This is a genomic window from Arcobacter venerupis, assembly GCF_013201665.1.
GTDB classification, from domain to species: Bacteria; Campylobacterota; Campylobacteria; order Campylobacterales; family Arcobacteraceae; genus Aliarcobacter; species Aliarcobacter venerupis.
This window is the reverse complement of the sequence record NZ_CP053840.1, coordinates 2599816-2623924: the sequence shown is the minus strand read 5'-3', so window position 1 is coordinate 2623924 and position 24109 is coordinate 2599816. Positions and strand designations below refer to the sequence as shown.

Here is a 24109-nt window from a genome sequence, read left to right as displayed (position 1 = left end):
TACAAAAACTGAAAACTGGAAACAACTAAAGTTAAATCATGATTTTGTTCATAATTGTGTTCAAGAGTATATTAATGAAGATTGTAAAGATTATGTAGATAATGTTCTATTAAGTGATTTATCTCAAAAATTAGATGATTCAACATTAAAAGTGTTTAAATGTTTAGATCAATTAAAAAAAGATAATGTTAATGCAAAGCCTTTATTAAGTGAAAAAGTAGCTTCTAGCTCAAAACAGTTAAATACAAAAAATAGTAATGAATATATTCATGAGAATAAACAATTAGCAACTAAACAAAAAACTACAGGTATTACTTCATTAAAAAAAGATGATGATGAATGGGAAAGCTTTTAAGCTTTCCTAAATAAACAAGAGTAAACAAGAGTAAAAATATCCTCTTTTATATTTATTAAAAAATAGATATAATGCCAATCAAAAAATAAAATAAAACAATGAAATATTTAAAGGAATTATATGAATAATGAAAAAGTAGAGTTATTATCACCTGCTGGAAATTTAGAAAAATTAAAAATAGCAATTAAATATGGCGCAGATGCTGTATATGCAGGTGTTAGTCACTTTAGCTTAAGAATTAGAGCGGGAAAAGAATTTACATTTGAAACATTTAAAGAAGGAATTGACTATGCCCATGCTCGTGGTAAAAAAGTTTATGCCACAATTAATGGTTTTCCTTTTAATTCTCAAATAGATTTATTAAAAAAACATATTATAAAAATGGCAGAACTTGAGCCCGATGCATTTATTGTAGCAGCTCCTGGAGTTGTTAAATTATGTCGTGAACTTGCACCTCAAATTGATATTCATTTATCAACACAAGCAAATGTTTTAAATTATCTAGATGCCCAAGTTTTTTGGGATATGGGAGTAAAAAGAATCGTAGTTGCAAGGGAAATTTCATTAAAAGATGTTGTTGAAATTAAAAAACACTTACCAGATATGGAAATAGAAATTTTTGTACATGGTTCAATGTGTTTTGCATATTCTGGACGTTGTTTAGTAAGTGCAGTTCAAATGGGAAGAGTTCCAAATAGAGGATCTTGTGCAAATGACTGTAGATTTGAATATACATTATACGCAGCAAATGAAGATCACAGTACATTATTTAGATTAGAAGAAGAACCAGGTGTTGGAACATATATTTTTAATTCAAAAGATATGAACTTAGCTTCTCATATAAAAGAGATACTTGATTCTGGTGCAGTTGATTCCCTTAAAATTGAAGGAAGAACAAAATCACCATATTATGCAGCAGTTACTGCAAAAGCTTATAGAAATGCAATTGATGACTATTATGATGGTAAATTTGAAGCTGACAAATATCAAAGAGAACTTTATACAACAAAAAATAGAGGTTTTACAGATGCTTATTTAATTCATAGACCATTTGAAAAAACAGATTCACAAAATCATGAATATGCATTAAGTAAAGGTTCATATGAAGTTACAGGACTTGTAACAGAAGATGAAGAACATTTTTTATGTAAATACAAAGTTTATCCAAATGAAGATATTGAAATTTTTACACCAATGGGTGATGAATTAGTTGAGTGTGAAAATGAAATTGGAAAGATCTTTAAAAAAGATGGAATTTATTATATTAATTTCAAGAAAATATTAACAGAAACAAATAAAGAATTAGAATCTGTTCATAGTGGAAATGTTAACAAAATAAAACTTCCTGGAAGATTACCTTATTTAACAATGTTTAGAGTTGCAAATATTGAAGAAACTATTGAATAAGTTTTAAACTATAAATGATATTTTTTAGAGTTACTCAAAATATAAATATTAAAACTACTGATGGAACTTTGGTTAATTATTTTAAACTGAAAATTCCATCAGATATGGAAAACTCTACTATTTATATTACAACTTATGATGATTTCTTAGATTTAAAAGAGATATTCCTAAAAGTTGATAAAGATAAATATTTTGCAAAAGTATTAAATGAAGATAAAATTAGAACTACAGAAAACTTTCCAATTGAATTGGGAATCCGAAATCTTGCTGAATATAATTACAGAGAAAATTTTAAACAAAAATTTTTCCAAGATATTAAAAAAGTAGATATTTATAAACAACTAACAAGTATAAAAAAAGATGAAGTGTCAATTGCAATTATTGGAAGAGTTGGTACTAGTATTAGTGAGATGGTTTCTTCTTGTACAGCTTTGAGAATACTTCATAAAAAACTAAAAGAGATTTATAAAAATATAAAATTTGATATGTATATTAATGCTTCAAATAATAGTTTTTATACAAGAGATAAACAGATATATGAAACACAAGATTACATCAATAATATTCTTCCCTTGAGTATTACTTCAAAAAAATTGTGTGAATATGATTACTTTATAGATAATAGTATATCAATAAATTTTTTAGAACTAGACTCTTTAAATTATGTTGATGCTTGGCTTTTAAAATTTGGAATAGACTATAAAAAAATAAGTGAAAATGAAAAATATAATGAATTAGATATTTCAAATTATAAAGTTCAAGATAGTCTAAAAAAAAGATTAAAAGAGCTAAAATCAAAAGGTAAATTGCTTTTATTTCATCCATATTCTGCAAATATAAATAAATCAATTCCTCAAAATATTGCCATTGAATTATTAAAATCACTTTTGTTAAAAGCAGAAAATTACATCATAGTTTCTACACTTTTAATAGATAATAAAATAAAAGATGATAGGTTTATTGATTTAACAAAAGAATCAAAAAATATAAATGATTTTATGTATATTATCTCTTCAATGGACAGAATTATTACAGCTGATACTTCAACATTTCATATAAGTGATGCTTTTATGGTGCCAACAGTGGTAATTTTTACACAAAATGATTATTTGAAGAAAATAAAATATTTTAAATATATTAAACCAATTTTTATAGAAGATAAATCAAAAAATTTATCAAAATTCATTTATGATAATGATAGCCTAACTATAAATAAATTTGAGTCTTGGAATAAATTGAAAGTAAATAAGATTATAAAACTATTAGATAATTTTTGATATAATCTTGCACTTTTAAAAATAAAAAAAGGATTAGAATGAATTTTATATCAATTATTATGGGTAGTAAATCAGATTTTGAAATTATGAAAAATTGTGCAGATACTTTTGAAAAATTTAATGTTAAGTATGAAATGATTATATCATCAGCACATAGATCTCCAGAAAGAACTAAAGATTATGTTAAAGAAGCAGAAGAAAAAGGTGCTGTAGTATTCATAGCAGCTGCAGGAATGGCAGCTCATTTAGCTGGTGCATTAGCTGCAACTACAACTAAACCAATTATTGGAGTACCTATGAAAGGTGGAGCAATGGATGGCATGGATGCAATGCTTTCAACTGTTCAAATGCCTGCAGGTATGCCAGTTGCTACTGTAGCTCTTGGAAAATCTGGAGCAATAAATGCTGCTTATTTAGCAATGCAAATTTTAGCAATTACTGATAAAGAATTATCAATTAAATTAAAAGAAGACAGAATTGTAAAAGCAAAAGCTGTTGAGACTGATTCTAAAGAAATAGAAGTACTTTTATAATGAAACCTGTTGCACTATTTACTTTACCAAATTGTAAATGGTGCAAAGAGGCTAGTACTTACTTAAAAACTAAAAAGATAAAATTCAACATAGTTGATTTATCAAAAAATAAACAAGCATTAATAGATTGTCAAAAGCACAAATGTACAGGAGCTCCTGTTATCTTAATAGGAAATGTATGGATTTGTGGTTTTGATAAAGATAAAATAAATAAAGAGTTAGGACTTAAATAAATGGTTACATTTTCACAAATTCTATTAAAATTACAAGAATTTTGGGCAAATCAAGGTTGTAATATTGTTCAACCTTACGATATTCCTGCAGGTGCAGGGACATTTCATCCCGCTACACTTTTAAGAAGTTTAGACTCAACTCCTTGGAGTACAGCTTATGTGGCACCTAGCAGAAGACCAACTGATGGAAGATATGGAGAAAATCCAAATAGATTGGGTGCTTATTATCAATTTCAAGTGTTAATAAAACCAAGTCCAGATAATATTCAAGATTTATATTTACAATCTTTAGAATTTTTAGGTTTAGATATATCTAAACATGATATTAGATTTGTTGAAGATAACTGGGAATCACCAACTCTTGGAGCTTGGGGGCTTGGATGGGAAGTTTGGCTTGATGGAATGGAAGTTACTCAATTTACATATTTTCAACAAGTAGGTGGATTAGCTTGTGATCCTGTAGCTGTTGAAATAACTTATGGAACAGAAAGACTTGCTATGTATTTACAAGGTGTAGATTCTGTTTATGATATTGTATGGAATGAAAATAAATTTGGTAAAACAACTTATGGAGACGTTCATAAAGAGAGTGAATTTGAATTTTCTACTTACAACTTTGAAGTAGCAAATACTGATATGTTATTTAAACATTTTGATGATGCTTTTAATGAGTGTAAATCATGTTTAAATGCAGCTCTTCCACTTCCTGCATATGATCAATGTATGATTGCATCACATGCTTTTAATACTTTAGATGCAAGAAAAGCAATTTCCGTAACGGAAAGACAAAATTACATTTTAAAAGTGCGAGAATTAGCTCAAGGATGCGCAATGCTTTACAAAGAGCAAGAGCCAGCTAGATTAGCTAGAATTGGAAGTCCTGCTTCTTTAAAAGCATTAGAAGAGCTAAAAGTAAAACATCCTGAATTATTTGTTTAGGAGTTTACTTTGAAACTACAAGAAATCTACGATGTTTTAAATGAAATTTCTCCATTTGAATTACAAGAAAAATGGGATAATGCAGGAATTCTTGTAGGTTCATTATCTGATGAGATTAAAAATATCTATATTAGTATTGATTTAGATGAAGAATTATTATCAAAAGTTGAAAAAAACTCTTTAATAATTACTCACCATCCTTTGATTTTCTCAGGATTAAAAAAAGTAAATTTTGATACTTATAGTACAAAATTACTAAAAGAATTGATTAAAAAAGATATTTCTTTAATTTCAATGCATACAAATATTGATAAAACCCATTTAAATAAATATGTAACAGAAGAGATACTTGGATTTAAAATAGAGAATTCAAAAGAGTTTATATCTTATTGTGAAGTAAATATGAACTTTGATGAGCTAGTAAAATATGTTTCATCAAAATTGGGTTTAAAAACTACAAAAACAGTTAGATGTAATGATTTTATTAAAAGAATAGGAATCGTTACAGGTTCTGGAATGTCATTAATTGATGAATTAAAGGCTGATTGTTTCTTAACGGGTGATATAAAATATCACGATGCGATGGAAGCAAAAGCTCGAGGTTTATCACTTATTGACATAAGACACTATGAGAGTGAAAGATACTTCAACACCTTGTTAGAGGGACTTCTTTCAGAATATTTGAAAAAAAATAAATTAAAAGCTATAATAACAGCTTCAAAAAATCCATTTGAGTTTTTTATAGAAGGAGAAACGGTTGAATAAGTATTTACAGGATTTAATCAAATTATCAAAATTTGATACAGCAATTAGTATGTTTGAACCAAAAATTGAGAATGAAAAAGCTAAGTTAGCAACATTTGTTGAAACAGCAGCCTCAATTAAAGCATCAATTAATTCAATTTATTTAGAAATTGATGATGTAAAATCAAAAAGAACAAAAAACAATATTCACTTAGCTGAATTAAAAACTAAGTTAGACAATATTGCTAAAAAGAACAAAGATGTTCACAATGAAAAAGAGTTAAAAGCTTTACAATTAGAAGAAGAAATTGCAAAAGAGCAAATTTCATTTGCAAATGAAGAAATCGAAAGATTAGATAGTCTTGCTAAAAATAAAGAAGTTACTTTAAAAGAGTTACAAGAAAAACTAGCTGTTGAAGAAGAAGATATTAAAGAAATCCAAGTTGCAGTTGATTCTACTATTGAAGAGATTAATAAAGACAGAAATGTTGTATATCAAGAAAGAAGTGAATTATTAGAAATATTTGATAATAAAATTTTAACTTTTTATGAAAAAATCAAAAGATGGGCTAAAGATTCAGCTGTTGTACCTGTAAAAAAACAAGCATGTTATGGATGTCATATGAAAATTAATGATAAAACTTATGCAGAAGTTATTAAAGCAGAAGAGATTGTTAATTGTCCACATTGTGGAAGAATACTTTATAAAGAAGATGAAATAGAAGAGGCTTAATCTTGAGCCTTTTTAGTATATTTTATTACTTAATATTAAGTTTTATTTATATACTTGCAATTCCTTATTTAATTTTTAAATCAAAAAATTCTAAATATAGACAAGCAATTCCCGCAAAATTTTTTTTAAGAAATAATCGTAAATTTAAAGAAAATGGTATTTGGTTTCACTCGTGTTCAATGGGTGAAACAAAAGCTATTAAACCTTTGATTGAAAATTATTTGAATGATGCAAATATTTCTGTTATAACAAATACAGGATTTGAAGAAGCAAAAAAAATATCTTCAAATGTAAGATATTTGCCATTTGAAATATTTTTGCCATTTTGGATAAATAAACAAAAAGTTTTAGTTGTAATGGAAGCGGAACTTTGGTATCTACTTTTTTTGATAGCAAAGAAAAAAGGTGCAAAAACTTTATTAATTAATGCAAGAATTTCAGATAAATCTTATAAATCATATAGAAGATTTTCTTTTTTATACAAAAGAATATTTAAAAATATTGATAAAGTTTTTGCACAAAGTTTGACAGATAAACAAAGGCTTGAAGAATTGGGTGCTTCTAATGTTGAAGTTATTGGAAATATAAAACTAGCGCAGTTACCAAAAGTGAATATTAGTTTTGAAAAAACAAATGGTATTTTAATAACAGCTGCTAGTACTCATGAAAATGAGGAAAAATTAATTTTAGATGCTTATAAAAAACAGCAAGGAAAATTAGTAATAGTTCCAAGACATCCAGAAAGATTCGACAAAGTTGATTTACTTATAAAAGAGTATATTAAAAATAAAAATATTTCATATCACAGATATTCTTCAAAAGAGGATTTTGAATCTGATATAATATTAGTTGATAAAATGGGAATACTAAATGATATTTATGCAATATCAGATGTAGTTATTCTTGGTGGTGCATTTGAAAAAATTGGTGGGCATAATCCAGTTGAGCCTGCTTTTTTTAATTGTAAGATTATTAGTGGTAAAAATATATTTAATCAAAAATCTCTTTTTGATTGTATCAAAAATTACTATTTAATACAAAATGATGAATTAGGTGATTATTTAAATAATATAAAAAATTTAGAAAAACCTATACTAACAAAAGCAGGTTCTATCGAACCTATAATAAAGGAGATAAACAGATGGCTGTAACTTATGATAAAGCGTATAAACTATTAGCATTACAAGAAAATATATCAAACTCAAAGGCAAAAGAGTTAATCGATAGAGGTGTTGTAAAAGTTGGTGAGCAAAAGGTTTTAATTGCACGTGGTGAAATTAGAAGTGATACAAAATTTAATATTAAAGAGATCTCTAAAATAAGAGTAATTTTTGAAGATAATGATATTTTAGTAGTTGATAAACCAGCGTTTTTAACTGCTGATGATGTTGCAAAAAAATATGAAAAGGCAATTTTATTAAACAGACTTGATAAAGAAACTAGTGGTGTAATGATGTTTGCAAAAAATGAAGAATTTCAGAAAAAAGCAATTAAAGAATTTCAAGCAAATAGAGTTTACAAAGAGTATGTTGCTATTGTTGAGGGGAAAGTTGTTGATGAAATAGAAATTGATAAACCAATTCTAACTACAAAAGATAGAGGAATGGCAAAATCTAAAATTGATTTAAAAAGAGGAAAACCAGCAAAAAGTACAGTTTATCCTGTATTAGTTGAGGGTAATAAATCAAAAATTAAAGTTGTTATTGAATCTGGAAGAACTCATCAAATTAGAGTTCATCTAAATTCTGTTGGATTACCAATAATTGGAGATGCAATTTATGGTAGAACAGCTTCAAATATAAATAGAGTTTTACTTCATTCAAAAATTACAAAAATCTTTGATTATGTTTTTGAATCAAAGGAACCAAAAGAATTTAAAGTGTATGACTTTAATTCATAATTAAGCTTAGATAAATAGTAAAACCCTATATTTAGGGTTTTACTAAAAATATAAATATAAATATTTACTTAAACTACTTCGCAATTTAATCTAAAATAAAGCATATTTAAAGTAGAATTACGCAATTTAAAAATTGTGGAGATTTACTTTGTTTGATTCAATAACCGGCTCAATTCGAAATGCAGTTAACAAAATAAGACATCAAGATGATGTTGCAGCTTTAACAAAAGCAACAGCAGAACTTAAAAAAGCTTTATTAAAAGCTGATGTACATCATAAAACTACAAAAGAATTAATATCTGCCATTGAACTACAAACAAAAAATGCAGGTATTGGTCAAGATTCATTTTTAAGAGCTTTAAAAAGTGAATTAACAAAACTTTTAACAGTTCCTGGAAATCAAGGTTTTGTTTTCTCAAATACTCCTCCAACAACAATTTTAATGACAGGACTTCAAGGTTCTGGAAAAACAACTACGACAGGTAAATTAGCTAACTATTTAAAAACTAGAAAGAAAAAAGTTTTAGTAGCAGCTTGTGACTTACAAAGACTAGCAGCAGTTGAACAATTAAAACAAATAGCAGCTCAAATTGAAGTTGATATTTATTTCGATGACAATGAAACTAATCCAATTAAAATTGCACTTGCAGCTAAAGCAAAAGCAGTTAAAGAACATTACGATGTTTTATTAATAGATACAGCAGGACGACTTGCAATTGATGAAGAGTTAATGCTGCAATTAAAAAATGTAAAAGATGCAATTAATCCAAATGAAATCTTTTATGTGGCAGATGCACTAACAGGACATGATGCTACAAAAACAGCAACTACTTTTAAAGAAAAAATAGGAATTGATGGAGTTATTTTATCAAAATATGATGGTGATACAAAAGGTGGAGTTGCACTTTCTATTGCTAATCAAGTTGAAGTTCCTTTAAGATTTATAGGTACTGGTGAAAAAATGCCAGATTTAGAAGTATTTATTCCAGATAGAATTGTTTCAAGATTATTAGGTCTTGGAGATATTGAAGGACTTGCTGAAAAAACTTCTGCAATTATTGATGAGAAAAAAGCAAAAGAAGTTAGTAAAAAGATTAAAAAAGGTGAATTTAACTTTAATGACTTTTTGGATCAACTTTCTATGATGAGTAAATTAGGTTCAATGAAATCTATTATAGGGATGATTCCCGGTCTTTCACAAATGGCTGGACCAATTAAAGATATGGATTTTGAAAACTCAACTGAGATTAAAAGAATTAAAGCTCTTATTGGTTCTATGACTCCAAAAGAGAGAGAAAACCCAGATTTAATGAATCCTAGCAGAAAAAAAAGAATTGCAGTTGGTTCTGGACTTTCAGAAGTTCAAATCAATAAAATTTTGAAACAATTTAAAAATGCTTCAAAAATGGCAAAACAACTTTCTTCTAAGGGCGGAATGAAAGGTTTACAAAATATGTTGTCTCAAATGGGACCAAATGGGATGCCAAAAATCCCTAGATAAATAAATTAAATAGTGTTGAGCTGTGAACTTTTAACTTTCATGTTTTGGAGTTCAGAATTCAATACTATAATCAAAAAAGGAAAGAAAACATGACAGTAATTAGATTAACAAGAATGGGAAGAAACAAAAAACCATTTTACAGAATCGTTGTAACAGACTCAAGAAAAAGAAGAGATTCAGGATGGATTGAATCAATTGGTTATTTCAACCCAGTAGTTGAGCCAAAAGTATTAAAAATTGATGAAGAAAGATATAACTATTGGTTAAGTGTTGGTGCTAAACCTTCTGAAAAAGTTAAAAAATTAGCTTCTAAATAATTATAATTAGAAAATAATATGATTACTAAATTTATAGAAAACTATGCAAAACTAATTGTAAGCGTTCCTGAGGATGTTACTATTACAAAAGAATTAATTGATGATAATTTTGCTGAAATTATTATTAGTGTAAACAGTGTTGATATTGGCAAGCTTATTGGTAAAAATGGTAATATGATTAATGCTTTAAAAACTATGGCAAATGGTTGTAAAGCAAAAGATGGTATTTCATATAAAATACAAGTAGTGGTGAAATAGTTGTCTATGAATAGTAATGATATATTTGTAGCTAAGTTAGGAAAAGCTGTTGGATTACAAGGTCATTTAAGACTTTTTATGGATACAGATTTTCCTGAGCAGTTTAAAAAAGGTGCTGTTTTTAAAACTAATAAAAAATTAGAACTAAAAGTAGCTGAATATAATACTACTCGAGAACTAATAAAATTTGAAAATTTTGATGATCTCGAAACTTCTAAAAAACTAACTAATCAAGAACTATATTCAACAATTGAGCAAACAAAAGAGAACTGTAAATTAAAAAAGAACGAATTTTTTTGGTTTGATTTAATTTCTTGTAATGTATTTGAAAATGATTTATTGTTAGGAAAAGTTAAAGAGATACAAAGGTATCCTTTAAATGATTATTTAGAAATTCAAACTTCTGATGAACTTGTTGAAAAAGGTTTCTCAAAAGTATTTTTAATACCTCATATGTTTGATAAATACATTTTAGATGTAAATATCAATGATAAAAAAATAGAAGTAAAAGATTCACTAATTATTTTAGAAAATTCTTAAATTAATAGTTACATCTTTTATCATACTCTTCTTGCGTAAATTCTAATTCATATGCTTCATTAAATTTATTGCTAATCAATTTATTTAATAATTCACTTCTTTGAGTATCATCTTCAAAAGGCCCATAGTACAATTCAATTCTATTTTGATCATCTCTACATAGTTTTATGTTAGGATTGATTTTAGTAAGTTTATCAAGATATTTTTTGTATAAAACACCTTTTATTTTCGCAACATTAATCAACATTAAAAATCCATTTTTATTTTCTTTTTTAATAGAATTATTATTTAAATTTTCAACTTTTTTATCATCATGATTCATTGTAGTTTTATTGGAAGCATCTTGAATAACTTTATCTTGCGTTGATACACTTGGTTCTTGTGCATTTATATTAGATAACTCTTCTTTAAGTTGTAAAGCTTCTTGTTTCATTGATTCAAGTTGTGCTTTTTGTTTTTCTAATTCTTGTTTTTTCTCTTCAAGTTCAGTTTTTTGTTTTAATAATTCATCTTCTTTTTCTTTTAATAATTCATCTTCTTTTTGTTTTTGTTCAGCTATTAATTTTTCTTCATTTGCTTTTTTTTCTAACTCATCAATTTTATCATTATTCAAATTTGCATTAGTTAGATTTGCTAATTGCTCATTTAATTTTTTTGAATTTATATCTTTAATATCAAATTTATATGTATCTTGTGCAGGTTCAACCTTTTGAGCAGTTTGTGCCTCAATAGGTGCTTCAGTTTGTTTTATCTCTTTTGGTTTAAAAAAGCCTGTGAAATATAAAATAGCTCCTATAATTAAAAGTAAAAATAAAAGACCAATAATTCCAAATAATATTTTCAATAAAATACTTTTTTTAGGTTTTACAAATTCATCTTTTAGTTCAATTGGAGGTTCATTGTTATCTTCAATATCTTCACTGATTTCAGAAGAAGTTTCTTCATCATCTCCACCACCTGAAGAGTAATCCTTAGTTGTATAATTTATATTTTCAGGTTCTATATCTTTTTCATCTGGCATTGTTTACTCTTTTAAAGTTTTATTTTCTTTTTTCTTTTTATAATACTCTTTTCTATACTCTTTAAGTTCTTCTTTTCTTTTTTCTCGATACTCTTTATCGTATTCAAGTCTTTTTTCTTTATTCAATTCATAATATTCTTTTTTTTTATCTTTATATTCATTTAGTTTAGAAATAATTATATCTTTTCTATTATCAAGATAATTCTTTTGGGCTTTTATAATCTCTTTTATTTTAAGAGTAAAATTCTCATTATTAAGTTCTGTATCATAATCATAAACTTTTTTTACTACTTCTTGCTTTTTTTTGAGATAATATTCCCTTTTTTTTCTTTTATGGGCTAAAACTTTTTCTTCACGAAGTTTCTTTAATTCATCTAAATTCATAAACTTTATTTAGCTACTTTAGTTTTTCAATCTATTTACAGTATCAAGCATACTATCAGCTGTAGTTATCGCTTTTGAATTAGCTTCATAAGCTCTTTGAGCCGTAATCAAATCAACCATTTCATTAACTAGTTTAACATTTGATTGTTCAATCATCCCTTGTTGAAGACTTCCAAATTGTTCTTCTGTTGGATTTCCAACTAACGCATCGCCTGATGAATCACTTTGCATAAATAAAGAATCTCCTAATGGGGTAAGTCCTGCTGGATTTATGAAATCTGCAATTGTTATTTGACCTAAATCTACAGTTGCACTTGTTTGTGGATCAGTTGCAGTTACTGTACCATCTTTTCCAATTGTTAAATCTGTAACATTATCAGGAATAACAATTTCAGGACTAAGTGGATAACCACTTGCATTAACAATTGAACCTTCATTATTTCGCTTAAAAGCCCCATTTCTTGTATAGGCTGTTTCACCACTTGGTAATGTTATTTGAAAAAAACCTTTGCCTTCAATTGCTAAATCCAAGTCATTTGATGTTTGTTTTAAATCACCTTCTGTGAAATTCTTTTGAATACCAGAAATTCTAACTCCAAGTCCTACATCAATGCCTGTTGGATTCATTGTTGTTTGAGTTGTTTGTCCTGCTGTGTAATTTAGTGATTCATACATTAAATCTTGAAATTCAGCTCTATCTTGTTTAAAACCTGTTGTATTAACATTGGCTATATTATTTGATGTTACATCGATTTGATGTTGCATTGAGTTCATACCTGTTGCTGCTGTGTAAAGTCCTCTAATCACGGTATATCCTTAAAAGTTGCATATATTTATTATATTTTAAGAATAATTAAATTTAGATAAAATAGCTTATAGTTTTTTAGATACATTAAGTATAAATTTAAAACAAATTATATATAATGCATACTAATTTGAAGATATTTATAAAAAAAGGGATAGTTAATGAAAATTCTAATAGTTGATGATAGCTCTACAATGAGAAGAATCATTGGTAATGTGGTTATGCAATTAGGATTTACTAAGGAAAGTTTTGATGAAGCTGAAGATGGTGTAAAAGCTTGGAAACTACTTAGTGAAGGTCGATATGATGTTATTCTAACAGATTGGAATATGCCTAATATGAATGGTTTAGAATTAGTTAAAAAAGTTAGAAGTGAAGGTATCCATCAAAAAACACCTATAATTATGATTACAACAGAAGGTGGGAAAGGCGAAGTTATTATAGCTTTAAAAGCTGGTGTTAATAATTATATCGTTAAACCTTTTAATGCTGAAGTTTTAAAAGAGAAACTTGACGGAGTATTAAAAAAATAATATAAGGTATTATCATGAGTATGAGCCAAGAAGAAATTGAAGCTTTAATGAATGGTCTTGATATTGAAGATGATAGTGATTCAGAAGACGCATCAGAGAGTGTAAAAGTCAATACGCAAGAAATTGAAGAGTTATTATCACAAACAGAAGAATTTAAAGAAGATAGTAGTAAAAAAATAAAAAAAGAAGAAGTCGTAATATCTGAAGAAGTTATTAAACCTAAATCTAATTCTAGTAGTGTTGATAGTACAGACATTGAGAAACTATTAAGTGAAATCGAAAGTGTAAATGAAAAAAATACACTAGAAAAAAGTTTAGAACCAATAGTAGATGAACCTATGCTTGATTTATCATCAGCAGTTAAATCAGAAAAAATGCAGCTATTAAATGAACAAAAATCTAACAGAAGCGAAGATGAAATAGTAAAAGATTGGACATCTACTAAAATAAATGAAGGTGTTTTTCCTCTTCCTGCAGAAAAAGATACAAAAGTTGTTAATCAGTTAAGTCAAGTTGCGAACGATTCAGAAGAAAAAGTTTCACAGATATTTGATGTATTAAGCTTAACACTTGATAATAATAATGAAATTAGAAATCAGATAAAAGATTTTGAATCTTTTATTAATATGCAATCAAATTTACTTAATTCATTGAATAGTAAATTTCCGAATATAAAAATATTTGATGAACATTTAATTAGCGCAAATAAAATGTCAGATTCTTTGAAAAAATTAAAAGGTATACTTAATTCAGAAGATTTAGAAATTTTTCAAGCAATGGAATTAATGCAATTTAATGATATAAATAGACAAAAAATCGAAAGAGTTATGTCTGTTATTAGAAAGTTATCTATGTATTTAAATAACTTATTTGAAGATGATGGTGCAACAAAAGAAGTAGCAATTGCAAGACATATACATGGTGATGACACAAATGATTTAATTGGTGATGATTTAGATAAATTAATTGCAGAATTTTCAAACAATAAATAATTTAGAGGAGTAGTTTATGAATCAAGGTACTTATCCACTCGCTGCATCAATGATAAACCAAATAAATAGGCTTGATCAAATTAGTAATAATTTGGCAAATCTAAATACAAATGGTTTTAAACAAGAAGGTACAACAGAAACTACTTTTAATTATTATTTACAAAAAGCTCAGGAGCAAAATGTTGTTCCAACTAAAATAAATACAGTAACAAACAACATACCAAAGATTGATTCAAAATTTATTAATTCTGAAATGGGTTCTATTACATTAACTGGAAATAAACTAGATTTTGCATTAAATGATTCTGATACTTTTTTTAAAGTTCAAAATGCAAATGGAGATATAGTTTATACAAGAGATGGTGCTTTTAAAAATTTAGATAATTTTTTGGTTGATTCAAATGGAAATAATATATTAAATGCTGATAATGAGCCAATTACACTTGAGGATGAATTTGCTTCACAAATTGGTGTTGTTAAAATCCCATATACAAACTTAGATAAAATTGGAGACAATACTTTTTCAATAAAAAATCCTAATCAAATGGAAATATTTGATAATAATGATAGTTTAATTGTTAATGGTGCTATAGAAAAATCAAATGTTAATTCAGTTAGTACAATGGTTGAATTAATAGATGCAAACCGAAGTTTTGAACAAGCACAAAAAGCCGTTAAATCCATAGATGAATTAAATGCTTCATTAATAGAAAAAATAGGAAGTAATACTAAATAATGGAAGCAAGTAGCGTATCAAGCAATCTTTATGAGCAATTAAACTTTAGAGGTGAAAAGCAAAAAGTTATTTCAAGTAATATAGCTAATATTAATACACCAAACTATAAAACAAAAGATTTGGTTTTTGATGATGTGTTAAACAATAAATTAGATAATACTTTAAAAATGAAACAAACAAATTCAAGACACATCGCATCTATAGATAATAATTCATCTATAGGAAATCCTAAACTTATCCAAGTTGCAGGATTAGAAGAACAAAATGATGGTAATAATGTTAATTTAGATACTCAAATGAGTGAAATGTCTAAAAATAAAGTATTATTCGATGCTATTCAATCATCTATAAAAAGGGATTCTCGATTATTTAGATCAGTTATTGAATCTTCTGCAAAAAATTAATTAGGATAAGTAATCAATGGATCAACTTTTAAAGTTTATTAGTAATTTAAATACTGCTCAAAGAGCAGTAATAATAGGAGGTTTCTCTTTATTATTTATATTATTAGTTGGTTTTTTAGTTTTTTCAAGTATCAATGCAGAAGATAAAAAATTAAATTATACAATTGCTTCAAATTTAACTAAATCTCAAGTTATGTTAGCAAGTGATGAGCTTGAAGCATCAGGAATTTTATTTGCAGTAAGTGGAACGGGAAATAGTTTAACTTTAAAAACATCAAAAGAGTTTATAAATATTGCTAAAATCAAATTAGTTACAAGTGAAGCAGCAACTAGTCAACATGTTGGTTGGGAAATATTTGAAAAATCTTCTTTAGGTACTACAAATTTTGAAAATAAAGTTAAATATTTACGTGCACTAGAAGGTGAATTATCAAGATCTTTGGAATCTTTAAATGGTGTTTTAAGAGCAAGTGTAAAAATTGCAATTCCAAAAGATACAATTTTTACTGAAAAAAGGGGTGACACTACAGCTTCTGTTATGGTTTCATTAAAGCCAGGAATATTTTTAACTCAAAAGCAAATAGATGGGATTAAAAACTTTATTGCTTCTGCTGTTCCAGATTTGAAACATGAAAACATTCAACTTATTGACCAAGATGGAAGTTTACTTGAACAATCACCAGAAGAGATTAATAATTTAAAATCAACAACACAAAATAAATATAAAGAGGGCTTAGAAGAAGATTATTCTAAGAAAATTGTTGCTTTATTAGAACCTTTTGTAGGAGTTGGAAGAGTTGTTGCAAAAGTTACAGTATCTTTAGACTTTGTTAAAAAAGATGTTGAAGAAGAAATTTATAATCCTGAGGGAACTATTCGATCACAACAAGTAATAGAAAATAGTTCAAAATCACAAGGTATGCCTTCAAATAATGGTGGTGTAGCAGGCGTTGATAGTAATATTCAGCAACCTGCTACAAGCACTGGAAATAATAATATAGCTTCAAATAATGAAGGTACAAACACTGTTACAAATTATGAAATTTCTAAAAAAATAATTAGTCAAAAAGACAATAATTATACTAATATTAAGCGTATAACTGCTGCTGTAACCTTTGATTCTTCTGTGCTTAAAGATATAAATAAGGATGATTTTATAACTTCATTAGAGTCTGTAGTTCAAGATACAATTGGTTTTGATAAAGCAAGAGGTGACAAAATTACAGTAAAAGATTTTAAATTTATTGGAGTAAAACCAATAGAACAAATTAGTCAAACTTTAGATAAAGATGGGAATGCTATAATTGTTGGTGATGAGTCTACTGATACGGTTGCAATGATTAAATCTATTTTAAGAGATTTCAGTGAATATATACAATATTTAATAGCTGCAATTTTACTTTTTATTTTTTATAGAAAATTTATTGCAAGCAATGAAGTTGTTATATTAGGTGATGGCACAAGAAAAAGTGTTGATGGAACAGATGAAAATTTAGTTAAAGATATGTTAACAGATTATGAAAATGAGTTTGATTCAAGTACTGCACAAGGAAGATTAAAATCGAAAGTTAAAAGTCAAATATTAAACAATATTGAAGGCTTAGATGAAGAATCAGCAGCAAGATATGAAGTATTTATTGAAGAATTAGATAAAGATATAAATACTAATCCACTTGAAGTTGCGAGAATGATTGAGTTACTATTAAATGAAGGTAGTGGAACTTTTAAATAAAAAGGTGTTAAATAATGGCTGAAAGTAATACAAAAGAAAATGATATTCTAAAAGGAATGTCAATGATGGAAAAAGTTGCAAGATTTTTTGTATTAATAGGTGAAGAATCAACTGTTAAAATATTTCAACATTTACCTAAAGAGACAGTTGAAGCAATTTCAACGGCAATTACTCAAATTACATCGATAAATAAAGATGTGTCAATAGCAGTTCTCGAAGAATTCCATTTATATACTAGAACAAAAGGTTTTATAAGTTCAGGTGGTTATGATTTTGCAAGAGAAATTTTATATAAATCACTCGGGAAAAATGAAGCTGATGAAGTATTAGCAAAATTATCAAAAATGAAACTAGCATCTCAAGCTTTTTCATATTTAGATGGGATTAATCCAAAACAATTAAGTGACTTTATTAAAGATGAATCTCCTCATACAATTGCAGTAATATTATCTCATATGGATCCGAATAAATCTTCAGAAGTTTTAATGCAATTAGATGAAGAAATAAGGGTGAAAGTAACTATTCAAATAGCAACTATTAAGGATGTATCTCCTGATGTTGTAAGAACAATATCCTTAGTTTTGGAGAAAAAACTTGAATCTTTATTATCATCAATTGTTGATGTTGGTGGAGTAAAAGTTGTGGCTGATATGCTTAATAAATTAGGACCAAAAGCGCAAGATATATTAAAAAATATAAATGGAATTGATACTTCTCTTGCAACAAAAATAAAAGAAAATATGTTTGTATTTGAAGATTTATTAAATCTAGATCCTGAATATATTATGAAGATTTTACAAGGTGTAGATACAGCAGATGTTGTAATTGCAATGAAGAATGCTACAGATGAAGATATGGAAAAAGTTACATCTTCAATGTCACAAAGAGCAAGAGATAGATTCAAAGAAGAGTTTGAAATGTCGAATAAAGTAAAAATCAAAGATATTGAAATTGCTCAAAGAAAAATGTTAGATGTAGCACAAAAAATGATAGAAGATGGCATCATTGAGAGAGAGAATGGTTAATGGCTGATAATGTATATTCTAGTGCTAAGATTTTAACTAAAAATGAAGAAGTACAGAAATATGAATTAGGTACTTTTATAAATAGTGAAATTGATAATAATGTACTTTCAAATTCTAAATCAATTTTAGATGATAGGGAAATAAATGGACGTACAGATCCTGTTCTTATTGAAATTAGAAATTTAAATTTAAAAATAAATGAGATATCTCAAAAAGTTAATAGTATTGAAAGTGATGGAATAAAAGGAAAGGATGTTGATGCACAAGTTGTTCAAGCAATAAAAGATTTAAAGAATTATGCTGCTTTTTTTGAACAAGCAACTTTTCAAATGGAAACTAAATTATTAAAAACATCAATTTCAATTGCACAAAAAATTATAAGTATTGAAGTAGGTGAAAATTCGTCAAAGATTGCACAACAAACAATAAATCATCTTTTAAATAAGATTAAAACAGCTTCAAAAGTACAAATACATCTTAATCCCAAGGATTATGAAATTTTGAAAGGTCAATTAGATTTAGAACCTTTTATAGAATTAAAAAAAGATGCTAACGTGACAGCAGGTGGTGTAGTAATTGCAAGTGATCTTGGCAATTTCGATGGAAATATTGAATCAAAAGTTTCTTCAATGCTCGATTCTTTGGATTTAATCATTTAGTAATAAAAAAATCATTTAGTAAATATTGTAACTTTATGATATAATTTATCAAAATAATAAGCAAAGTATTTAAATGGAAATTAGTGAAAGAGATTATGATTTATTAGTTGATACAGAGATAGTTGTCGATGTAATGCTAGGTAGTACAAATATAACAGTTTCGGAATTTCTTAAATTAAGTGATGGTGATATAATTTCTTTGCATAAAGCCGCTGGAACAGGTGGCGAAATTTATGTAAATACAAGAATCATTGGAACAGGTGATATTATTGTAATGGATGATAAGTTGGCTGTTAGAGTTCAAGATTCTATGGACTCTGATAATGTAGTTCGATATTTCTTTGAAGAACATATGATATAGGAGATTAAAATGGCTAGTACAGTAGAAGTAAATTCAAGCACAGGTGTAGACGGTAATACTTATACAACAGCAATAAGTAATGATACTTTAACTAATGATGATTTTTTAAAATTGATGATTCAAGAATTAAAAATGCAAGATCCAACAAAACCAACAGATTCAGCATCAATGCTTTCTACTCAGATGCAAATGTCATCTATGAATACAAATCAAGAAATGATAAAAGCAATGCAATCAATGCAAACGGCTTTTTCACAATCTTCTTTATCAAATGCATCAGGAATTATTGGAAAAAATGTTGAAGATGGAAATATTAATCAATCAGGTGTTACTAAAGCATATACAGTAAGATCAGTAGAAAACGTTGATGGAAATATTCAAGTAAAAGCACAAGAAATTTTATATCTTGAAGATAGAGTTGTTCTTCCTGATTCTACAGATCCCACAAAAAGTACAATAGTAAATTACAATGTTAATGGTGAGATTTTAGATGATAATGGTGTTAAAACAGGAAAGAAAATTGTTTTAACAGCTCCGGGGACTCCTTTAGTTAGTGATGGTAAATTAACAATACTTGATGAAAATGATGAAAAAATTCCAGATAATAAATATTCATTAGCTGGTGTCTCTGTAGCTGTGTATTCTGACCAAATGACTACATTACCCTTTTCAACTATAACAAAAATATTCTAAGGTGAAAAAATGATTGGTTCATTATGGAATGGAGTTTCAGGTTTAAGTGCTTTTGAAAAAGCATTAAATGTTGAATCAAATAATTCTACTAATGTTAATACTATTGGACATAAAGCTGATGATATAAAATTTGAAAATATGATGTATGAAAATGGATATGGAAAAGGTACATCTATTAGTTCTGTAAGTAAAATTATGACACAAGGTAATTTGAAACAAACAAATAATAATTATGATGTTGCAATTGAAGGGAAAGGCTATTTTATAATCTCAGACAGAAAAACTAATGATACTTATTATACAAGAGCTGGTAATTTTTATATGGCTGAAGATGGCTTATTACAAACTCAAAATGGCATGAAGGTACTTGGATTAACTCCTCAGTCAAATAATATTGTTACTTCTGATTCAACAAAAACGAAATTTGATGATTCATATACTGAAAATATTGTAGCACAAACTATAGGTAATCCAAACTTTTTGCAAACAATAAATGCAAGAGCAACTAACTACACAACTTCAGCTGTTGATAAAGGTGTAAGTGGAGATGGATTAAAAACAAAATCTGCACAAATTATTGACATAGATGCTTTAATTACTGATTATAAGAACAAACTTGATTTATATTCAACAACGTCAACAGCAGTTTCTTCTCCTTCAGCTTCTCAAGTAACTAATATTGATTTATCAACTTCTATGAATCAATTGATAAATGAGAATGATAGTATAAAAGTTACAATAGATAATGCTGAAATACGTCAGGCTTTTGATACAGATATTGCAACAACGATGAAAAAACTTTCAGATAAAATATCTAATATCAAAGGTTTAAGTTCATCTGTTAATACTACAACTGGACTTTTAACTATTAATTCTTTGATTCCTGCAAAAGAAGTAAAAATAAAAGATGCTCAAATAAATGAAAATTTTTTGAATATTACAAATACTCAAAATGCAATTTTAGGTTCAGGAATAGGGCTGGTTAATAGCTCTCGAGATGCATTAAAAACTGCATTAGAATTTTCTAATGCTAAATTATTAGATATTACAAGCACAATGTCTTTAGTTGGTCAAGAATCATTATCTGTTAATGAAATACAAATGAAACTATCGAATTTAAATTTATCAGAAAATAGTTCTGGTAAAGTTGAAATATCAGATGGAATAATTTTTTTAAAAGATAATGGTAATAAGTTTATAGTTGGAAAACTACAGACCGCAAATTTTACGAATGAACAAGGACTAATGCCGCAGGGTGACAATATGTATGAAAATACTTTAGAGTCAGGACGAGCATTTTATGCAGGGACTTTAAACAAAATTGTTGGTAATTCTTTAGAAATGAGTACATCAAGTACAGCGAATAGTTTAACAAATTTGCTAGTATACCAAAAAGCATTTGAAGCAAATTCTAAGTCAATTACAACTTCTGATGAAATGTTACAAACTGCAATTCAATTAAGAAAATAGTGTTTTTATATTAGTGCTAATTAAGTATTAATATATGAACATTAAAGTTCATCACCTTAATAAATAAAGGATCAGTCATGATAGGAGCACTTTGGACAGGAATCTCAGGATTAGCGTCACAACAAAAAGCTTTAGATAATGAGTCAAATAATATAGCAAATGTAAATACAATAGGATATAAAGCCTCAAGAATTTCATTTGCAGATCAAATGTACCAAGATAGAATTGGAAAAGGTTCTACAGTACTTGATGCAGAAAAATTATATACTCAAGGTGGTACCAAATTAACTGGTGTAAACTATGATATGGCATTGAATGGGGATGGATTTTTTACAGTAATGAAATCAAGTACTTCAGGAGGATCTGAAACCTTTTATACAAGAGCTGGGAATTTTAGAATGGGTGATAATGGAACTCTTCAAGATTCAGCAGGAAATGAGGTACAAGGTTGGATGATGAGTCCAATTGATAGCCAAAATGATGTAACAAGTACAAATCCAAATACAAGTGTTTTTACTTCTGATTTTACTAAACCTTTAGCTTCAAGAATAATAAGGCACGGTACTTACATAGAAACAATTACAGCTAAAGCAACTGATTATAACTTGACTGCAAAATCAGATTCAAGCACAGTTTTTAGTGGAGATGGTGGAAAAACAAAATCTTCAAAAGTCTCTGATATTGAAGCAGCAATAAAAGATTATACTAATTGGTTACAAAAATTAAAAGAGGAACCAGATGCTTTATCAGCCACATCAATTCCTCAAATATCTCAAATTAATTTTAAATCAGGTAGTGAGTCAGTTATTGGAAAAGATTCAGATCAAATATATGTATATATAGATGGGAATAAAATTTCACAAAAATTTGTTGTAACTAGTGCAAGTGATTCTCTAAAAGCTGAACTTTTTGCTGATGATCCTGTAACATACGCAGATCCAACTGGAACTTTAACACCAGCACAAATTGCAGTTTATGATAAAGCTGCAGGTAAAATTGCTACATATAAAGCATTAGCTGATCAAATTTCAGAGATACCCGGTCTTGTGGCAACAATGGCTATTGACTCTGGAAGAGCAGATGCTTTTAATACAGGGGAAACATATACATCTTCGACAAATAATATTGATATGTTAAAAGGTATTATTCAAATTAAATCATTAATTCCTGGTCAAGAATTTAAAATATCAGAAGTAGCAGAATCAGCTGGTGAAGAATCAGTAGTTCAAGGAAATTTCCAAACAACATCAACAGCATCAAAAGGTTCAGGAATTGGTGCATTAGATGCCTCAAGAGATGCTCTTACTAAGTTAATAACTGGAAAACAACAAGATGTTTATACTGCTTCTAATTTGGGAATTGATGGCACACCTAAAGATTATACTTATGGCTTAACTATATATGATAAAGAGTTAAGAATTAACTTACCAATACCAAATGATGGTGGTGTTCCTCCTCAAGCTAAACCTTTTTATATTGATAATGCAGCAAGTATTGATGATGTAGTTTCGCAAATTAATTCTAATCCAGATTTATCAGCACAAGTTGTAGCAAGAAATGTAAATGGAAATTTAGTAGTAGAGACACTTGATTCAAATTATGATGTTGAATTTACAGGAAGTATGAAAGTTTCTGATGATGCTTCAGGTACAGCAGTGGCTCCTGCTGGAGTTTTCACTCCAATAGATGTAAATGCTAATTATTCAGGAAGAAAAGGTGCTGGTGCAGAATTTATTGAAATAACAAATAAAGTTGACCAAACATCAACAAAAGGAAGTTTACAATTAAGATTGGACACTTTAGGTATTTCTGATTCTCCTTTTGGAGAATTCTCAGTTGATAGTACAGGTCTTATTACAATGAAACAAGATGGCGTTGAATTTGCTATTGGTCAAGTTGCAGTTGCTGTTTTTAATAATAATAGAGGATTAAATCCAGTAGGTGGAAATCTTTTAGCAAAAACAAATGAATCAGGTGATCCTATTTATAATTTAAATAATGCTAAAACAGCTGAAATACAAACTAAAACATTAGAACTAAGTACCGCTGACTTATCAGAGAGCCTTGTAAATTTAATGGTTTTTCAAAGAGCTTTTGAAGCAAATGCTAAATCTATTACTACAGCTGACGAACTTTTAACTACCTTAATTGGCTTAAAAAGATAATTTCTTAAATAGAGTAGAATATCTACTCTATTTATATTTGAATAGGATTAATTTGGAAAATTTTTTATTAATTGTTGTATTAGGGGTTTTATTACTCTACTTTTTCTCAAGTTCTAACGTTTATAAATCTTTATATAAAAAAGTAAATGAAGAAAAAAACATTTTACAAGAAGAAGTAAGTAAATTTGAATCATTGATTGAGAGATATGAAAAACAAGTAAAGATAAGTGCAAATACCTTAAAAACTAATCAAGGTACATTACAAGTAGCAAGAGATGATTTACAAGTATTACGTATAGAAAATATAAACTTAAAAAATAGATTAGATGAATTACAAAAAAGAAATGAAGAGCTTTATGCCCAAGTTAATGCGATGGTTTAGGTTTTAATAT

General features: G+C 27.5%; 28 protein-coding genes. 25 read left to right on the top strand and 3 right to left on the bottom strand.

The window, feature by feature from the left end; genetic code table 11:
* Window positions 1-475: 475 nt before the first annotated feature.
* The 13 genes from AVENP_RS13025 (at window position 476) to rimM (ending at window position 10737) form a co-directional block, all read left to right on the top strand.
* The gene (locus AVENP_RS13025) at window positions 476-1762 is read left to right on the top strand and encodes a peptidase U32 family protein (RefSeq protein ID WP_128359697.1); all 1287 of its coding nucleotides are present in this window, start codon (window positions 476-478) and stop codon (window positions 1760-1762) included.
* 14 nt (window positions 1763-1776) lie between these two features.
* Window positions 1777-3039, top strand: a complete 1263-nt coding sequence (locus tag AVENP_RS13020) for a glycosyltransferase family protein (RefSeq protein ID WP_128359696.1) — start codon at window positions 1777-1779, stop codon at window positions 3037-3039.
* A gap of 38 nt (window positions 3040-3077) precedes the next feature.
* A complete protein-coding gene (purE, locus tag AVENP_RS13015) occupies window positions 3078-3572 on the top strand; it encodes a 5-(carboxyamino)imidazole ribonucleotide mutase (protein ID WP_128359695.1) in 495 nt (164 codons plus the stop codon).
* Complete coding sequence (locus AVENP_RS13010; RefSeq protein ID WP_128359694.1) at window positions 3572-3805, top strand: glutaredoxin family protein; 234 nt, start codon at window positions 3572-3574, stop codon at window positions 3803-3805. Before purE ends, AVENP_RS13010 begins: the two co-directional genes overlap by 1 nt.
* The gene (gene glyQ / locus AVENP_RS13005) at window positions 3806-4744 is read left to right on the top strand and encodes a glycine--tRNA ligase subunit alpha (RefSeq protein ID WP_128359693.1); all 939 of its coding nucleotides are present in this window, start codon (window positions 3806-3808) and stop codon (window positions 4742-4744) included. It abuts the gene before it with no gap.
* 9 nt (window positions 4745-4753) lie between these two features.
* Window positions 4754-5509, top strand: a complete 756-nt coding sequence (locus tag AVENP_RS13000; protein WP_128359692.1) for a Nif3-like dinuclear metal center hexameric protein — start codon at window positions 4754-4756, stop codon at window positions 5507-5509.
* On the top strand, window positions 5502-6221 hold the full coding sequence (locus AVENP_RS12995) for a zinc ribbon domain-containing protein (RefSeq protein WP_128359691.1): 720 nt from the start codon (window positions 5502-5504) through the stop codon (window positions 6219-6221). Before AVENP_RS13000 ends, AVENP_RS12995 begins: the two co-directional genes overlap by 8 nt.
* Window positions 6221-7372, top strand: a complete 1152-nt coding sequence (waaA, locus tag AVENP_RS12990) for a lipid IV(A) 3-deoxy-D-manno-octulosonic acid transferase (RefSeq protein ID WP_128359690.1) — start codon at window positions 6221-6223, stop codon at window positions 7370-7372. The genes AVENP_RS12995 and waaA overlap by 1 nt, the downstream gene beginning before the upstream one ends.
* Window positions 7363-8121: a pseudouridine synthase family protein gene (locus AVENP_RS12985; protein WP_128359689.1), complete on the top strand. Its 759-nt coding sequence runs from the start codon at window positions 7363-7365 to the stop codon at window positions 8119-8121. The genes waaA and AVENP_RS12985 overlap by 10 nt, the downstream gene beginning before the upstream one ends.
* A 148-nt stretch (window positions 8122-8269) precedes the next feature.
* A complete protein-coding gene (gene ffh, locus AVENP_RS12980) occupies window positions 8270-9622 on the top strand; it encodes a signal recognition particle protein (protein ID WP_128359688.1) in 1353 nt (450 codons plus the stop codon).
* Between the two features lie 89 nt (window positions 9623-9711).
* Window positions 9712-9939: a 30S ribosomal protein S16 gene (rpsP, locus tag AVENP_RS12975; RefSeq protein ID WP_004511333.1), complete on the top strand. Its 228-nt coding sequence runs from the start codon at window positions 9712-9714 to the stop codon at window positions 9937-9939.
* Window positions 9940-9957: 18 nt separating this feature from the next.
* Window positions 9958-10197, top strand: a complete 240-nt coding sequence (locus AVENP_RS12970; RefSeq protein ID WP_118887199.1) for a KH domain-containing protein — start codon at window positions 9958-9960, stop codon at window positions 10195-10197.
* A 6-nt stretch (window positions 10198-10203) separates the two neighbouring features.
* Window positions 10204-10737: a ribosome maturation factor RimM gene (gene rimM, locus AVENP_RS12965; protein ID WP_172664316.1), complete on the top strand. Its 534-nt coding sequence runs from the start codon at window positions 10204-10206 to the stop codon at window positions 10735-10737.
* Between the two features lies 1 nt (window position 10738).
* Here rimM and AVENP_RS12960 read toward each other — a convergent pair whose 3' ends face one another.
* From AVENP_RS12960 to flgG, 3 genes are read right to left on the bottom strand one after another with little or no spacing between them, the layout of a single operon-like run.
* A complete protein-coding gene (locus AVENP_RS12960) occupies window positions 10739-11758 on the bottom strand; it encodes a hypothetical protein (protein ID WP_128359686.1) in 1020 nt (339 codons plus the stop codon).
* Window positions 11759-11761: 3 nt separating this feature from the next.
* Window positions 11762-12142 (bottom strand): hypothetical protein, encoded by a 381-nt coding sequence (locus AVENP_RS12955; protein WP_128359685.1) that lies wholly within the window; start codon window positions 12140-12142, stop codon window positions 11762-11764.
* Between the two features lie 18 nt (window positions 12143-12160).
* Window positions 12161-12949 carry a flagellar basal-body rod protein FlgG gene (flgG, locus tag AVENP_RS12950; protein ID WP_128359684.1) on the bottom strand — a complete coding sequence of 263 codons (789 nt, stop codon included), beginning with the start codon at window positions 12947-12949 and terminating at the stop codon, window positions 12161-12163.
* A gap of 159 nt (window positions 12950-13108) precedes the next feature.
* Here flgG and AVENP_RS12945 point away from each other — a divergent pair, with 159 nt between their 5' ends.
* From AVENP_RS12945 to AVENP_RS12890, 12 genes are all read left to right on the top strand, one after another.
* Window positions 13109-13480 (top strand): response regulator, encoded by a 372-nt coding sequence (locus AVENP_RS12945; protein WP_128359683.1) that lies wholly within the window; start codon window positions 13109-13111, stop codon window positions 13478-13480.
* A 20-nt stretch (window positions 13481-13500) separates the two neighbouring features.
* Complete coding sequence (locus AVENP_RS12940; protein ID WP_172664315.1) at window positions 13501-14472, top strand: hypothetical protein; 972 nt, start codon at window positions 13501-13503, stop codon at window positions 14470-14472.
* Window positions 14473-14488: 16 nt separating this feature from the next.
* On the top strand, window positions 14489-15208 hold the full coding sequence (locus tag AVENP_RS12935) for a flagellar hook-basal body protein (protein WP_128359681.1): 720 nt from the start codon (window positions 14489-14491) through the stop codon (window positions 15206-15208).
* Window positions 15208-15612 (top strand): flagellar basal body rod protein FlgB, encoded by a 405-nt coding sequence (gene flgB, locus AVENP_RS12930; RefSeq protein ID WP_128359680.1) that lies wholly within the window; start codon window positions 15208-15210, stop codon window positions 15610-15612. The genes AVENP_RS12935 and flgB overlap by 1 nt, the downstream gene beginning before the upstream one ends.
* Before the next feature lie 16 nt (window positions 15613-15628).
* Complete coding sequence (gene fliF / locus AVENP_RS12925) at window positions 15629-17344, top strand: flagellar basal-body MS-ring/collar protein FliF (protein WP_128359679.1); 1716 nt, start codon at window positions 15629-15631, stop codon at window positions 17342-17344.
* A 14-nt stretch (window positions 17345-17358) separates the two neighbouring features.
* Window positions 17359-18369, top strand: coding sequence for a flagellar motor switch protein FliG (gene fliG / locus AVENP_RS12920; protein ID WP_128359678.1), 1011 nt, complete (start codon window positions 17359-17361; stop codon window positions 18367-18369).
* The gene (locus AVENP_RS12915; protein WP_128359677.1) at window positions 18369-19028 is read left to right on the top strand and encodes a FliH/SctL family protein; all 660 of its coding nucleotides are present in this window, start codon (window positions 18369-18371) and stop codon (window positions 19026-19028) included. Before fliG ends, AVENP_RS12915 begins: the two co-directional genes overlap by 1 nt.
* A 73-nt stretch (window positions 19029-19101) precedes the next feature.
* Complete coding sequence (locus AVENP_RS12910; protein ID WP_128359676.1) at window positions 19102-19389, top strand: FliM/FliN family flagellar motor switch protein; 288 nt, start codon at window positions 19102-19104, stop codon at window positions 19387-19389.
* Window positions 19390-19398: 9 nt separating this feature from the next.
* On the top strand, window positions 19399-20082 hold the full coding sequence (locus AVENP_RS12905; RefSeq protein ID WP_128359675.1) for a flagellar hook assembly protein FlgD: 684 nt from the start codon (window positions 19399-19401) through the stop codon (window positions 20080-20082).
* A 9-nt stretch (window positions 20083-20091) separates the two neighbouring features.
* The gene (locus tag AVENP_RS12900; protein ID WP_128359674.1) at window positions 20092-21552 is read left to right on the top strand and encodes a flagellar hook-basal body complex protein; all 1461 of its coding nucleotides are present in this window, start codon (window positions 20092-20094) and stop codon (window positions 21550-21552) included.
* A 77-nt stretch (window positions 21553-21629) separates the two neighbouring features.
* A complete protein-coding gene (locus tag AVENP_RS12895; RefSeq protein WP_128359673.1) occupies window positions 21630-23717 on the top strand; it encodes a flagellar hook-basal body complex protein in 2088 nt (695 codons plus the stop codon).
* A gap of 52 nt (window positions 23718-23769) precedes the next feature.
* A complete protein-coding gene (locus tag AVENP_RS12890; RefSeq protein WP_128359672.1) occupies window positions 23770-24099 on the top strand; it encodes a hypothetical protein in 330 nt (109 codons plus the stop codon).
* The last annotated feature ends 10 nt before the right edge of the window (window positions 24100-24109 follow it).

Coding starts and splice junctions, on each gene's coding strand:
- AVENP_RS12940 (WP_172664315.1), top strand. CDS start 13,501: ATGAGCCAAGAAGAAATTGAAGCTTTAATGAATGGTCTTGATATTGAA.
- AVENP_RS13025 (WP_128359697.1), top strand. CDS start 476: ATGAATAATGAAAAAGTAGAGTTATTATCACCTGCTGGAAATTTAGAA.
- AVENP_RS12955 (WP_128359685.1), bottom strand. CDS start 12,142: ATGAATTTAGATGAATTAAAGAAACTTCGTGAAGAAAAAGTTTTAGCC.
- AVENP_RS12900 (WP_128359674.1), top strand. CDS start 20,092: ATGATTGGTTCATTATGGAATGGAGTTTCAGGTTTAAGTGCTTTTGAA.
- AVENP_RS12910 (WP_128359676.1), top strand. CDS start 19,102: ATGGAAATTAGTGAAAGAGATTATGATTTATTAGTTGATACAGAGATA.
- purE (WP_128359695.1), top strand. CDS start 3,078: ATGAATTTTATATCAATTATTATGGGTAGTAAATCAGATTTTGAAATT.
- AVENP_RS12915 (WP_128359677.1), top strand. CDS start 18,369: ATGGCTGATAATGTATATTCTAGTGCTAAGATTTTAACTAAAAATGAA.
- glyQ (WP_128359693.1), top strand. CDS start 3,806: ATGGTTACATTTTCACAAATTCTATTAAAATTACAAGAATTTTGGGCA.
- AVENP_RS12935 (WP_128359681.1), top strand. CDS start 14,489: ATGAATCAAGGTACTTATCCACTCGCTGCATCAATGATAAACCAAATA.
- AVENP_RS13010 (WP_128359694.1), top strand. CDS start 3,572: ATGAAACCTGTTGCACTATTTACTTTACCAAATTGTAAATGGTGCAAA.
- fliF (WP_128359679.1), top strand. CDS start 15,629: ATGGATCAACTTTTAAAGTTTATTAGTAATTTAAATACTGCTCAAAGA.
- AVENP_RS13020 (WP_128359696.1), top strand. CDS start 1,777: ATGATATTTTTTAGAGTTACTCAAAATATAAATATTAAAACTACTGAT.
- AVENP_RS12985 (WP_128359689.1), top strand. CDS start 7,363: ATGGCTGTAACTTATGATAAAGCGTATAAACTATTAGCATTACAAGAA.
- rpsP (WP_004511333.1), top strand. CDS start 9,712: ATGACAGTAATTAGATTAACAAGAATGGGAAGAAACAAAAAACCATTT.
- flgB (WP_128359680.1), top strand. CDS start 15,208: ATGGAAGCAAGTAGCGTATCAAGCAATCTTTATGAGCAATTAAACTTT.
- AVENP_RS12970 (WP_118887199.1), top strand. CDS start 9,958: ATGATTACTAAATTTATAGAAAACTATGCAAAACTAATTGTAAGCGTT.
- AVENP_RS12960 (WP_128359686.1), bottom strand. CDS start 11,758: ATGCCAGATGAAAAAGATATAGAACCTGAAAATATAAATTATACAACT.
- AVENP_RS12905 (WP_128359675.1), top strand. CDS start 19,399: ATGGCTAGTACAGTAGAAGTAAATTCAAGCACAGGTGTAGACGGTAAT.
- fliG (WP_128359678.1), top strand. CDS start 17,359: ATGGCTGAAAGTAATACAAAAGAAAATGATATTCTAAAAGGAATGTCA.
- AVENP_RS12895 (WP_128359673.1), top strand. CDS start 21,630: ATGATAGGAGCACTTTGGACAGGAATCTCAGGATTAGCGTCACAACAA.
- AVENP_RS12945 (WP_128359683.1), top strand. CDS start 13,109: ATGAAAATTCTAATAGTTGATGATAGCTCTACAATGAGAAGAATCATT.
- rimM (WP_172664316.1), top strand. CDS start 10,204: ATGAATAGTAATGATATATTTGTAGCTAAGTTAGGAAAAGCTGTTGGA.